This is a genomic window from Bacillus sp. MYb56 (genome assembly GCF_002976445.1).
Taxonomy (GTDB): Bacteria; Bacillota; Bacilli; order Bacillales; family Bacillaceae_G; genus Bacillus_A; species Bacillus_A mycoides.
In genome coordinates this window covers 1-14248 of the sequence record NZ_PCOH01000030.1, presented here as the reverse complement: position 1 = coordinate 14248, position 14248 = coordinate 1, and the positions used below count along the sequence as shown (strand labels likewise).

The following is a 14248-nucleotide window of genomic DNA, read 5'->3' as shown; positions in this document are numbered from 1 at the left end:
TTATCCTCTTTTCCATCTTGTACCTTGAGCGGTATCTTCTAAAATAATATTACGTCCTTTTAAATCATCGCGAATTTGATCAGATAGTGCGAAGTCACGATTTTGACGAGCTTCAATACGCTTTTGGATTAGTGCTTCAATTTCTTCATCAAGCAACTCTTCTTGTGCTAATTCTAATCCTAAAATACTAAATAATGTTTCAAGTTGTTTTACATACGCTTCAATTACAACTTTAGAAGTATGTTCTTCTAACAAATATTGATTTGCGTGATTTGCTACGTTATATAATTCAGTAATCGCATTAGCCGTATTGAAATCATCATCCATCGCTTCTTCGAATGCAACCTGGAACTTTTCCATTTCAGCTAACCATTTTTCATTATGGTCCGTTAAATCCGTACTACTTTCCATACGATGCTTTAAGTTACCGTAAGCTGTTTTAATTCTTTCTAGTCCATTATTAGTACTTTGCAATAAATCCTCGCTAAAGTTAATTGGGTGACGGTAATGTACCGATAGCATAAAGAACCTGATTAACTGTGGATCATATTGTTTAATGATATCGTGAACTAAAATGAAGTTTCCAAGCGACTTAGACATCTTCTCGTTATTAATATTAATATATCCGTTATGCATCCAATAACGTGCAAATGTTTTTCCAGTCAACGCCTCAGACTGCGCAATTTCATTTTCATGATGAGGAAATGCTAAATCTTGACCACCAGCATGAATATCAATTGTATCCCCTAAATATTTACGCGCCATTGCTGAGCATTCAATATGCCACCCTGGGCGTCCTTTCCCCCAAGGGCTTTCCCAGAAGATTTCTCCTTCTTTCGCAGCTTTCCATAAAGCAAAATCAAGAGGGTCTTGTTTCTTTTCTCCTACTTCAATACGTGCACCGTGACGTAAGTCTGCAATCGGTTGATGTGATAATTTACCGTAACCTTCGAATTCTTTCGTTTTAAAGTACACATCACCTTCTGATTCATATGCATACCCTTTATTCACAAGTTCTTGAATAAATTCAATAATGATATCCATATTTTCCGTTACACGTGGATGAACCGTTGCATGTTTGCAACCTAGTGCCGTTACATCTTCAAAGTAAGCTTCAACAAAACGATCTGCAATTGTTGGCACATCTTCACCTAATTCGTTTGCCGCCTTAATTAATTTATCATCCACGTCAGTAAAGTTAGATACATACTGCACATCATATCCTTTATATTCTAAGTAACGGCGTACTGTATCAAACACCATAGGTGGTCTTGCATTCCCAATGTGAATGTAGTTATACACTGTAGGTCCGCACACATACATCTTTACCTTATTTTCTTCTAATGGCATAAACTCTTCTTTTTGACGCGTTAACGTATTATAAATGTGAATAGTCATTTTTATCCTTCCTTCCTACCTTTACTTCAAGTTGCTTTCTCAATTTATCAAGTTCTACTTCCATAACCTTTAATTTATCAAAAATCGGATCCGGAAGATCAGAATGATTTAATTCTTGACCAATCTTTACTCCATTTTGAATAACGACTCGGCCAGGTATACCTACAACTGTAGAATGCGCAGGAACTTCCTTTAACACGACAGATCCTGCTCCAATTTTAGAATTCTCTCCAATAGTAATAGAACCTAGTACTTTAGCACCTGTTGCAATTAATACATTATCCTGAATTGTAGGGTGCCTCTTTCCTTTTTCTTTACCTGTACCACCTAATGTGACACCTTGATAAATTGTTACGTTTTCGCCAATTTCACACGTTTCTCCAATTACAACCCCCATTCCATGATCAATGAAAAAACGACGACCAATAGTTGCTCCTGGATGAATCTCAATGCCAGTAAAAAAACGACTAACTTGCGAAATCCAACGTGCCATAAAGAAAAAATTCCTTTTATAAAAAGCATGTGCAATTCGATGGGCCCAAACTGCATGTAATCCAGAGTAAGTTAAAATGACTTCGAAATAACTTCTTGCCGCTGGATCCTGTTCAAAAACGACTTCAATATCTTCCCGAAGCCTCTTAAACATCGATGTTCCCTCCCCTTTATGGGCTGCTTTTTTCGAGTGAACTAACTCCCCACTTCCCCCTAAATCTTTATACAAGGGGATAAAACTTATACTCACACCATTTACATGGTATAAAAAAAAGACGCCTCTGTCATATAGACAGAGACGCCTTATAAGCGCGGTTCCACTCTGTTTAGGCTAAAGAAGCCTCAAACTCATCCATGATAACGGTTTACACCGCTTCTGTTTACTTTGCGCCCTAAGACGTTCCGCGAAATACTTCGCTGTTCAACAGAAGACTCGAAGGGGCATTTCAAAAATCCGCTTATAAACCACTTCCAGCCTAAGGGTGGTTCTCTCTGTAAAAAGCCTGATTTTCTACTTCTCCTTCTCGTCGCTTTTCCTTATTAGATTTTAGGTATACTTATTATATTGCTAAACCTAGAAAATGTTAACCAATTACTTTTTGAATACGATTTAAAACTTTTTCTTTTCCAAGAAGAGCAATAGCGTTAGGAAGCTCTGGACCATGTGTTTGTCCAGTAGTAGCAACACGGATTGGCATAAATAGGTTTTTACCTTTATGCCCTGTTTCTTTTTGAACTGCTTTAATAGCCGCCTTAACTGCCGCTGGCTCCATTACTTCTAAAGCTTCTAATTGATCGGCAAATGCACGAAGTACTTCAGGTACTTGTTCACCTTTCAATACTTCTTGTCCCTCTTCTTCATGATCAACATGATCTTTAAAGAACATTTCAGAAAGCTCTACAATTTCAGCTCCAAAGCTCATTTGGTCATGATATAAAGCAATTACATCACGAACCCACGCTTGTTCTTGTTCGCTTAAGTTTTCACCTACGCGACCCGCTTTCACTAAATGCGGTAAGCTTAGTTCAACAACCGTATCTAAATCTTGTTTTTTCATATATTGGTTGTTCATCCATTTTAGTTTTTGGGAATCAAATAATGCAGGTGATTTTGATAAACGAGCTGCATCAAACATTTTGATAAACTCATCTTGAGAGAAGACTTCTTCTTCACCTACTGGTGACCAACCTAGTAATGCAATAAAGTTAAAGATTGCTTCTGGAAGATATCCAAGCTCTTTATATTGCTCAATAAATTGAATAATAGATTCGTCACGCTTACTTAGCTTTTTACGGCTTTCGTTTACAATTAAAGTCATATGACCGAACTTCGGGATATCCCAACCGAAAGCTTCATAAATCATCATTTGTTTTGGCGTGTTTGAAATATGATCATCACCACGAAGTACGTGTGTAATCTCCATTAAGTGATCATCTACCGCTACCGCAAAGTTATAAGTTGGAATTCCATCTTTTTTCACGATAACGAAATCACCAAAATCATTTGAATGGAATGCAACTTCATCTTTTACGAGATCTTTAAACGTGTAGTCGCTATCAGCCGGCACACGGAAGCGAATACTTGGAATACGGCCTTCAGCCTCAAATCCTTTAATTTGCTCCTCAGTTAAATCACGGTGGTTTCCTGCATAACGCGGTGTTTCACCACGAGCGATTTGACCTTCACGCTCTGCTTCTAGCTCTTCTTCTGTCATATAACATTTGTAAGCTAAATCACGCTCTAATAAATCTTTATATAATTTTTTATAAATATCTAAACGCTCTGTTTGACGATATGGTCCAAATTCACCACCAACATCAACACCTTCATCCCAGTCCATACCGAGCCATTTCAAGTATTTTAATTGGCTTTCTTCTCCACCAGCAACATTACGTTTCACATCAGTATCTTCAATACGAATAATAAACTTACCATCTTGATGACGAGCAAATAAATAATTAAATAATGCCGTACGCGCATTTCCGATATGTAAGTGTCCTGTTGGACTTGGCGCATAGCGCACTCTCACTTGCTTTTCCATAGTTGGTACACCTTCCAATCTTAATGTCAACACATTCTATAATTGTACACCAAAAAAACGTGATTATCCATCTTACGAATTAAAAACCACTATTTTTTCTGTAATAAAACAACCGCTTGAGAAGCAATCCCTTCTTCTCTACCTGTAAATCCTAATTTTTCTGTTGTTGTTGCCTTTACATTAATATTATCAATAGACGTTTCTAATAGTTCACTAATGCGTTTACGCATGCTTTCAATATGCGGTGCCATTTTTGGCTTTTGGGCAATAATTGTACAATCTAGGTTCCCTAGCTCATAACCTTGTTCACGCACAAATTCCCAAACCTTTTGTAACAATACGGCTGAATCCGCATCTTTAAAGGCAGGATCTGTATCGGGAAAATGTTTTCCAATATCTCCTGCTGCAATTGCTCCTAGACATGCGTCAGCAATCGTATGTAACAATACATCTGCATCCGAGTGACCGATTAATCCTTTTTCATGAGGAATTGTAATTCCACCGATAATTAACGGTCTACCTTCCGCAAATTCATGTACATCAAAACCTTGTCCAATTCGAAACATTCTTTACATCCTCCTCAATCTAAACTACTTTATGAATTCTATATTATATTGCTATCTCTATAAAGAAAAGCCCGGCAACTGCCGAGCTTTTCTTTACTATAATACCATCACTTCTATTTCTTCTGAACATGAAGGAAACTTTCAGCAATTAGTAAATCCTCTGGAGTCGTCACTTTAATATTATAGTAACTCCCCTCTACTACGCCTACTTTCTTCCCTACACGTTCTACGAGACTTGCGTCATCTGTACCAAGAAAACAACTTTGCTTTGCACTTCTATGAGCTTCTAATAAAAGAGGAACAGAAAATCCTTGCGGTGTTTGAACCGCTTTAAGCTGAGAACGTTCTACCGTTTCAACAACAACACCCTGTTCTACTTTCTTAATGGTATCCTTCACTGGCACCGCACAAATGGAAGCACCATATTTCTCTGCTGCAGTTAATACATCTTGCATCATCTTATTCGTTACGAACGGGCGCGCACCATCGTGTACGAGAACATATTCAACACCACTCACATACTGAAGCGCATTATACACACTATCTTGTCTTTCGGCCCCGCCTTGAATAAATTGCACCTGCTTTTCAACCGGGTACTTCTGCATTAACTCCTCAAAATAAGGGCGTTCCTCTTCGTTAATTGCCATGATAATACGTTTACATGCTTTATCTTTTTCAAAAGCACGTAATGTATGCACAATGATAGGTACTCCATTTATAAGTAAGAACAACTTGTTTTTGCCAGCACCCATCCGTTTCCCTTGACCCGCTGCTGGAATAATTAACGTATACATATTAATAATCCTCTACTTATAATGCTTTTTCTAATAATTTACGTTTTGCGAAAATCATACGACCAGCCGATGTTTGCAACACACTTGTAACTAGTACATTAAGTTGCGAACCGACATATTCTCTACCGTCTTCTACTACAATCATCGTGCCATCATCTAAATATGCCACACCTTGATTTTGTTCTTTACCATCTTTCACAACATAAACACTTAATTCTTCGCCAGGGAGTACGACTGGTTTAATTGCATTTGCTAAATCGTTAATGTTTAATACTGTTACTCCTTGTAATTCAGAAACTTTGTTTAAGTTGAAATCATTTGTTACAACAGTTCCACCAGTGATTTTAGCTAACTTTACAAGCTTGCTATCCACCTCTTGGATATCCTCAAAATCGCCTTCATAAATTTCCACCGGAATTGGTAGCTCTTTTTGAATACGATTTAAAATGTCTAATCCTCTGCGACCACGATTACGCTTTAAAGCATCAGAAGAATCGGCAATATGCTGAAGCTCTTCTAATACGAATTGTGGAATCACAATTGTTCCTTCTAAAAACTTCGTTTGGCAAATATCCGCAATACGTCCATCAATAATTACACTTGTATCGAGAATTTTCCAATGAGTTGTAGATTTTTCTACCTCTACCTCTTCGTTCTCGCTATTGTTTTTCTTCTTACCTCCACGCTGGGGTAATGTAAATAATCCTAGCAATTCATTTCTCTTTTTAAATCCTACTTGGAATCCTAAATAACCAAGTAAAAGAGTAAAGAACACTTGTAATACTGTACTAATGACTGGAATCGTGAATTCACGAATTGGTATCAAAATTAAATATGCAACAATAAGACCAGAGATCAACCCTAATGTACCAAATAAAACATCCGCTACCGGTGCCTTTACAAGGGCTTCTTCGATATGTTTAATAAGTTGAACAATATAATCCACAAGCCAAAATGTTGTTAAAAATAAAATAATTGCACCAATAATTGCACGAACGTACGATCCCTCAAGCAAAGGAACAGCACCAACGTCCAATACATTAATAACTTTTGGGATTAGAAAAATCCCTAACGCTCCCCCGATCACTAAAAAGAAGAGCTGTACGATCCTTTTTAACATCCAACCACCTCCTACTCATTATTAACCATTGTTTTGCTAATCAAAACGCCGAATGCAAAAGCGGACGTGTTTTTTTGTAAATAGTTTTATTTACCAATATACCATATCATATAACAAAAATGTTCTAGTGTCGTTATATTATGGAATCAATGTAATATTCTTAATTGTGTCTACTCATATAGAGATGCTCTTGAATTCTTTTTAGGCCCTCTCGTATTTTCTTCGCCCTAACTTCCCCAATTCCTTCCACATCATCCAATTCATTAATAGTTGCACGACAAACACCTTGCAATGTTTTAAATCGATTAATTAAATTTTCAATGATAAGTGGTGGAACACGAGAAATTTTGCTTGCGATTCGGTATCCCCTCGGTGTCACGCTTTCTTCTAAGCTCATTTGCCCTGGATAGCCGAGCAATTTAACTAAATCGCTATCCTCTAAAAGCTGTGTATTTGCAAGATCTTGTAACTTTTTCAAAATTTGATGGTGATCCTGCGTTTTTTCTTGATAATAATCCTTAATTAATAACGCTGCCTCTGCTTCTAAGTCGGCTAGTAATTCTGTAAGTTGTAAACGAATTAACCTTCCTTCCGTTCCTAACTCATGAATGTAGCTCACTATTTCATTTTTAATACGCAGTACCATTTCAACACTATGTAAAACGTGGACTACCTCGGACATTGTAACGACCTCTTCAAATTCTAGAATGCCCAAATTCGTAATCCCATCATTCCATACAGCTTTATATTTTTCTAACGTTTGAATAGCTTGGTTTGCCTTTGTTAAAATTACCCCTATATCTTTTAGTGTATAACGTAAGTTCCCTTGATATAGTGTAATTACGTTACGTCTTTGTGAAATAGCCACAACAAGGCTAGCCGTCTGCTTTGCTACACGCTCTGCCGTTCGGTGACGCATACCTGTTTCAATAGAATCAATGGATGGATCTGGAACTAATTGTGCATTTGCAATTAAAATTTTGCTCCCAGTTTCATTTAAAATAAGTGCCCCATCCATTTTTGCTAATTCATATAAACTAGCCGGTGAGAATGCACAATTAATGTGAAATCCTCCATCAACAATACTTTTAATCTGCTCATTATACCCAAGAACAATTAGCCCTCCAGTTTGCGCACGAAGTACGTTATCTATCCCTTCGCGTAGTGGTGTTCCTGGGGCAACAAGCTGTAGAATATTAATCATACTTTTGACACGTTGCTTGTTTTCCTCCATAGCCTAGCCTCCTAATGTCAAACGAAGCGCTTCTCCTAAATTAGAAACACCTACTACCTCAATCCCATCTGGAATTGTCCATCCTCCCAAATTTTTTCTAGGAATAATAGCACGTTGAAATCCTAATTTCGCTGCTTCTTGTACACGTTGTTCAATTCTTGATACTCTTCTTATTTCTCCAGTTAGGCCTACTTCTCCTATTACCGCATCGGCTGGTGCAGTAGCTTTATCTCTGAAACTTGAAGCAATACTTAAGGCGACAGCTAAATCGATTGCTGGTTCATCTAATTTCAAGCCACCCGCAACTTTTAAATATGCGTCTTGATTTTGCAACAATAAACCTGTTCTTTTTTCTAGCACTGCCATAATAAGTGAAACGCGGTTATGATCAATTCCCGTCGCCATTCTTCGAGGATTTCCAAAACTAGTAGGGGAGATTAATGCTTGTATTTCTACTAAAACCGGTCTTGTTCCTTCCATTGAAGCAACCACTGTGGATCCTGCAACTCCAACTGGACGTTCCTCAAGGAAAATTTCAGAAGGATTTAGTACTTCTGCAAGACCTAGTTCCTTCATTTCAAAGATACCCATTTCATTTGTGGAACCAAAACGGTTCTTCACAGCTCGCAAAATACGATATGTATGGTGACGATCTCCTTCAAAATAAAGAACTGCATCAACCATATGTTCTAGCATACGTGGTCCTGCAATTGCCCCTTCTTTTGTCACATGTCCGACGATAAAAATAGGAATCCCTTTCGTCTTTGCAAGTTTCATTAATTCCGCTGTACATTCACGTACTTGCGTTACACTCCCTGGGGCTGACGTCACTTCAGGTAAATGTATCGTCTGAATGGAGTCAATAACAACAAAAGCTGGATTCATCTCTTCAATGTGCGCTGCAATTCTCTGTAAATCAGTCTCTGCTACAACAAATAGATTACTACCCTTTACATGCAAACGATCTGCACGCAGTTTGATCTGCTTTGCTGACTCCTCACCTGATATGTATAGTACATCATATGAAGAATCTGCTAATTGCGATGAAATTTGTAATAACAATGTTGATTTCCCAATCCCAGGGTCTCCACCAATAAGTACTAAAGATCCATCTACAATCCCGCCACCAAGTACACGGTTAAACTCTTGAAATTTCGTTTCAATACGCGCCTCAGACTTTGTTTCTACCTCTGTTAAGCGTCTTGGTTTTGTTACTTCTGATTGAATTGCATTGGCATAATTAAGGCGTCTTGATGATACAACTGGTTCCATCTCTTCAACAAGCGTATTCCATTGACCACATCCAGGACATTTCCCCATATATTTTGGCGACTGATAACCACATTCTTGACATGTAAATTTTGTTTTCTTTTTAGCCATATCTTTTATAGTTCACTTCACTTTCATCTACAAACGTTTATCCTTCTCGTACAAGAAAGAGGGCTATCGCGTAGCCCTCTTTGTTTGTCTATACTTATTTTACCTTTTCCGCACTATGAATGACAAATGATTCTCCTTCTATATCAAAGATAACTTTTTGTCCTTTCTCAATAGCACCTTTTAACAGTTCTTCTGATAGTCTATCTTCTACATGTTTTTGAATTGCTCTACGAAGCGGACGAGCACCGTACTCTCGATCAAATCCTTTATCAGCAATTGCTGAAATTGCTCCTTCTGTTAAGTGCAATTCAATCTCTTGTTCTTTTAAGCGTTTCACTAACTGATTCACCATAAGAGTTACAATTTCTTGAATATGTTTTTTCTCAAGCATATGGAACACGATAATTTCATCAATACGGTTTAAGAATTCTGGACGAAATGCTTTTTTCAATTCATCCATTACTTTACCTTTCATATCTGAATAATCGCGGCTCTCATCTTGTACGTTAAATCCAAGATGTTTATTACGTTTTAATGCGTCTGCACCAACATTAGACGTCATAATAACAATTGTATTACGGAAATCAACTGTACGTCCTTTAGAATCTGTTAAACGGCCATCTTCTAATACTTGTAGTAAAATATTAAACACATCAGGATGAGCTTTCTCTACTTCATCTAATAAGACAACTGAATATGGCTTACGACGAACTTTCTCTGTTAATTGTCCACCTTCTTCATATCCAACATATCCTGGAGGAGATCCAACTAAACGAGAAGTAGAATGCTTTTCCATGTACTCAGACATATCGATGCGGATCATTGCATCCTCATCACCGAACATAGATTCTGCTAATGCCCTTGCTAGTTCTGTTTTACCTACACCAGTAGGTCCTAGGAAAATAAATGAGCCAATTGGACGTTTCGGATCTTTTAATCCCGCTCTCGCACGACGAACAGCTTTTGCCACAGCTACAACTGCTTCATCCTGCCCAATTAAACGATCATGTAAAATTGATTCCAAGTTTAATAATTTATCTGTCTCTGTTTGTGCAAGTTTAGAAACTGGAATACGTGTCCATGTGGAAACGACATTTGCAATATCTTCTACTGTTACTTCTGAGTTTTCTTGTCCTTGTTTCTCTTTCCACTGACGCTTTGTATCTTCTAACTTTTCACGTAAACGTTGTTCCATATCACGTAAGGAAGCAGCTTTTTCAAATTCTTGGCTTTGTACAGCTGCATCTTTTTCTTTTCTAATTTCCTCAAGCTTCACTTCAAGCTCTTTTAAGTTTGGCGGTGTTGTATAAGAACGTAAGCGCACTTTTGATGCAGCCTCATCAATTAAATCGATTGCTTTATCAGGTAAAAAACGGTCTGTAATGTAACGATCTGAAAGTTTTACAGCCGCATCGATTGCATCATCTGTAATAGATACGCGGTGATGCGCCTCATAACGATCACGTAAACCTTTTAAAATTTGAACTGATTCTTCTAAGTTTGGTTCATCAACATGAATTGGTTGGAAACGTCTTTCTAATGCCGCATCCTTTTCAATATATTTACGATATTCGTCTAAAGTTGTTGCACCAATACATTGTAATTCACCACGTGCTAAAGATGGTTTTAAAATATTCGATGCATCAATTGCACCTTCCGCCCCTCCTGCACCAATTAACGTATGAAGCTCATCAATAAATAGAATGATGTTACCAGCTTGGCGAATCTCATCCATCACTTTCTTTAAACGATCCTCAAATTCACCACGATATTTTGTTCCAGCAACAACTGTACCCATATCTAATGTCATAACACGCTTATCTCTTAAAGTTTCAGGAACTTCATTATTTACAATTTGCTGTGCTAATCCTTCCGCAATTGCTGTCTTACCTACACCAGGTTCTCCAATTAATACTGGATTGTTTTTTGTTCTACGGCTTAACACTTCAATTACACGTTGAATTTCTTTACTACGTCCAATAACAGGATCTAAACGATTTTCACGTGCAACAACTGTTAAATCACGTGCTAGACTGTCAAGTGTAGGTGTATTCGCATTTGTTGATGAACCACCCTGGTGACCTGAACTAGCTTCATTACTTCCAAGGAGTTGTAACACTTGTTGTCTTGCTTTATTTAGGCTTACACCTAAATTATTTAAAACGCGTGCTGCTACACCTTCACCTTCACGGATTAAACCAAGTAAAATATGTTCTGTTCCAACGTAGGAATGGCCTAGCTTACGAGCTTCGTCCATAGACAACTCAATAACTTTTTTAGCACGAGGTGTGTAATGTACTGTTTGAGAAGCTTCTGTTCCACGTCCAATTAATGCTTCTACCTCTTTTTGAACTTTCTCTGGACTTAATCCAAGAGCAATTAACGCTTTTGCTGCAATTCCTTCACCTTCGCGTACAAGCCCAAGTAAAATATGTTCTGTTCCAATATTATTATGCCCAATGCGAATTGCTTCCTCTTGAGATAAAGCTAATACTTTCTGTGCTCGTTCTGTAAATCTTCCAAACATCATAGAAATCGCCTCCTACTTGCGCTTAATTTTGTTCAATTCGTAATCGCTCACGGATTAAGGTTGCTCTTCGATAATCTCTTTCTTCTGGTCCTAAAGGTCCTCCTGCATATTGTTGCAAAATGCCTGGCTGAGTAAGAACCATTAACTCAGTTAAAATATTTCTCGATATACCTTGTATATATCCTAAGTCAATACCAAGCCGTACATCTGATAAGCAAGTGGCTGCTTCTGCAGATTGAATTAAACGACTGTTAGCTAGTATTCCGTAAGAACGATATACTTTATCTTCAAGCTCAATGCTTGAATTTTGTACAATTAATTCTCTAGCCGTTTTTTCTTGATGGATGATTTGTTGAATGACACTCTTTAAATCTGCAATAATATCTTCTTCTGATTTCCCTAGTGTCATTTGATTTGACACTTGAAATATATTACCTAACGCTTCGCTACCTTCACCGTATATTCCTCTTACTACTAACCCTAATTTTTGAATTACTTGTATAATACGGTTAATTCTTTTCGTTAAAACCAGTCCCGGCAAATGAATCATTACCGAAGCCCTTAATCCTGTACCGACGTTAGTGGGGCAACTCGTAATATATCCAAGCGATTCATCAAAAGCATATTCAACCTGCTCCTCGATCCAATTATCTATTTGATTGGCACTTTGAAGCGCCTCTGATAACTGTAAACCTGAAAATAGGCACTGAATCCTAACATGATCCTCTTCATTAAGCATGATACTTATATGTTCACTTTCTGATAGTAGGCATGCTCCGTATTCTGTTCCTGCAAGATTTGGACTAATTAAATGCTTCTCAACTAAAACTCTCCTTTGAAGAGGATTTAATTCATTCATTTTTAATAGTTCAAACTCCCCAAAAGGTTCTACAGGTTTTTTTATAAACTTCTTCTTAAATAACTCATGAATCTGCTTAGCTTCTTCCTCGTTTTGCATAGTAGAGAATTGATATTTTTTAAAATTACGAGCCAAACGAATTCGACTACTTAAAACAATATCAGAATCAGGGCCATCTCCCTTCATCCATGGACTAATCGCTTCATTCATGATTCTGTCCAGTGACATAGAACTATTCCCCCTCTCTATGCTCACTAAGCTGATTTACAAGACCTCGAATTTTATCTCGTACTTCAGCCGCTTTCTCAAATTCCTCTTTCTGTACATATTGTTTCAGATTGAGTTTTAGTTCATCTAATTCTTTCTTTAAGTAGATATTTCCTTCTATACGTTCAGGAATTTTTCCACAATGATCCGTATGCCCACCGTGAAGACGTTTTAACAACGGTTTTAAATGCCCCTTAAATGTATCGTAACAAGAAGCACATCCAAAGCGTCCCACTTTTGTAAATTGTTCATATGTCATCTTACAATTCGGACATCTTGATATATTTGTATTTGAAAATGCATCTTGCCCTTCTTCAAACATTGCCGGTTCACTATGCAATAATCCGGCTAATAGGTCATGGAATGAAAAATTAGACTGCGGTGATTGAAAGAAAGACGTATAGCCACTTTGTTCTGCACATTGCTCGCAAAGATGAACTTCCGCCTTTTTTCCGTTGATTACTTTTGTATAATGTAAAGTTGCTGGTCTTATATTACAGTTTTGACAAGTCATCGCTATCCCCCACCTTTACAACAGGAACGATCTATCTCATGATACTTTTCATACATTACTAGATTGTTCTCTTTCCTTAATCCATTTAGTAAAAGCACATGTCATCTTTCAAAATCCCTACAATATTAAACTGCATTATCTTAGCTATCATTCTTAACAAAAGTTATATTTATTTATATTTCAGTGTTCTTAACATTGCGCATAATATTCGAGCCCTAAGTTCATCTCGAGAAGGAACATCCATTAATAATACAGAACGATCTAGTACGCTTAACATAAGTTTAGCTTCACGATTTGTTATAATTCCTTCTTCTATTAAACGTATAATCATACTTTCAGCATTTCCTTGTGCAACGCTATGATCAATCATATGAAGCATTTGATCAATAATGTCTATATCATCATGCAGTTTGACTTTTATAATGCGAATGTAACCTCCTCCACCTCGTTTACTTTCTACTACAAATCCTCTTTCTAACGTAAAACGGGTATTGATTACATAGTTGATTTGAGACGGCACACAATCGAATCGATCAGCGACCTCATTCCTCTTGATTTCAATCGCATTATTATTGCTTAAGTCAATAACTTGCTTTAGATATTTCTCAATGATATCAGATATATTTCTCATTTATCCGCCACCTTTATTGACTTTGACTATCTTTGACTTTAATTATATACGTATTAAAAAAATTTGCAACTCTTTTGCTTATTCACTATCCTAGCCACATTTCCCTGTCTTTAATCAAAAGGACGATTCTTTAAGTAAAGATTTTTTAAATTACTATGAATTGTAAAAAGAAACACGAAAAAACACAAGTCAAAAGACTTGTGTTTTTATTTTGCTTGGCGACGTCCTACTCTCACAGGGACAAGGTCCCAACTACCATCGGCGCTAGAGAGCTTAACTTCCGTGTTCGGTATGGGAACGGGTGTGACCTCTCTGCCATCATCACCAAACTATGAAGGTATATTCCTTCAAAACTAGATAACATTTGCTTCATATTATATGGTTAAGTCCTCGATCTATTAGTATTCGTCAGCTCCACATG

At 37.3% G+C, this 14248-nt stretch carries 12 protein-coding genes, 1 rRNA gene and 1 other annotated feature; all 13 genes read right to left on the bottom strand.

Annotated elements, in window-relative coordinates:
- Positions 1-1398, bottom strand: a complete 1398-nt coding sequence (gene cysS, locus CQ058_RS25235) for a cysteine--tRNA ligase (RefSeq protein WP_002091500.1) — start codon at positions 1396-1398, stop codon at positions 1-3.
- Positions 1379-2044, bottom strand: a complete 666-nt coding sequence (cysE, locus tag CQ058_RS25230; protein ID WP_002091498.1) for a serine O-acetyltransferase — start codon at positions 2042-2044, stop codon at positions 1379-1381. The genes cysS and cysE overlap by 20 nt, the downstream gene beginning before the upstream one ends.
- Positions 2045-2181: 137 nt before the next feature.
- Positions 2182-2427, bottom strand: a binding site (T-box leader).
- A 47-nt stretch (positions 2428-2474) separates the two neighbouring features.
- Positions 2475-3932, bottom strand: a complete 1458-nt coding sequence (gene gltX / locus CQ058_RS25225; protein ID WP_002191704.1) for a glutamate--tRNA ligase — start codon at positions 3930-3932, stop codon at positions 2475-2477.
- A gap of 89 nt (positions 3933-4021) precedes the next feature.
- Entirely contained in the window at positions 4022-4498 is a 477-nt protein-coding gene (gene ispF, locus CQ058_RS25220; RefSeq protein ID WP_000488386.1) for a 2-C-methyl-D-erythritol 2,4-cyclodiphosphate synthase, read from the bottom strand.
- 113 nt (positions 4499-4611) lie between these two features.
- On the bottom strand, positions 4612-5292 hold the full coding sequence (ispD, locus tag CQ058_RS25215; RefSeq protein WP_002009811.1) for a 2-C-methyl-D-erythritol 4-phosphate cytidylyltransferase: 681 nt from the start codon (positions 5290-5292) through the stop codon (positions 4612-4614).
- A gap of 16 nt (positions 5293-5308) precedes the next feature.
- Positions 5309-6412, bottom strand: a complete 1104-nt coding sequence (locus CQ058_RS25210; protein ID WP_002063406.1) for a PIN/TRAM domain-containing protein — start codon at positions 6410-6412, stop codon at positions 5309-5311.
- 160 nt (positions 6413-6572) lie between these two features.
- Positions 6573-7646, bottom strand: a complete 1074-nt coding sequence (gene disA / locus CQ058_RS25205; RefSeq protein WP_000392162.1) for a DNA integrity scanning diadenylate cyclase DisA — start codon at positions 7644-7646, stop codon at positions 6573-6575.
- Positions 7647-7649: 3 nt separating this feature from the next.
- Positions 7650-9026, bottom strand: coding sequence for a DNA repair protein RadA (radA, locus tag CQ058_RS25200; RefSeq protein ID WP_002009817.1), 1377 nt, complete (start codon positions 9024-9026; stop codon positions 7650-7652).
- A gap of 94 nt (positions 9027-9120) precedes the next feature.
- Positions 9121-11556: an ATP-dependent protease ATP-binding subunit ClpC gene (gene clpC, locus CQ058_RS25195; RefSeq protein WP_002009819.1), complete on the bottom strand. Its 2436-nt coding sequence runs from the start codon at positions 11554-11556 to the stop codon at positions 9121-9123.
- 22 nt (positions 11557-11578) lie between these two features.
- Positions 11579-12643, bottom strand: coding sequence for a protein-arginine kinase McsB (gene mcsB, locus CQ058_RS25190; RefSeq protein WP_002169332.1), 1065 nt, complete (start codon positions 12641-12643; stop codon positions 11579-11581).
- Positions 12644-12647: 4 nt separating this feature from the next.
- Complete coding sequence (gene mcsA / locus CQ058_RS25185; protein WP_002009823.1) at positions 12648-13196, bottom strand: protein-arginine kinase activator protein McsA; 549 nt, start codon at positions 13194-13196, stop codon at positions 12648-12650.
- A 169-nt stretch (positions 13197-13365) separates the two neighbouring features.
- The gene (gene ctsR, locus CQ058_RS25180; protein WP_002029353.1) at positions 13366-13827 is read right to left on the bottom strand and encodes a transcriptional regulator CtsR; all 462 of its coding nucleotides are present in this window, start codon (positions 13825-13827) and stop codon (positions 13366-13368) included.
- A 213-nt stretch (positions 13828-14040) separates the two neighbouring features.
- Positions 14041-14156, bottom strand: a 5S ribosomal RNA gene (rrf, locus tag CQ058_RS25175).
- Between the last annotated feature and the right edge of the window lie 92 nt (positions 14157-14248).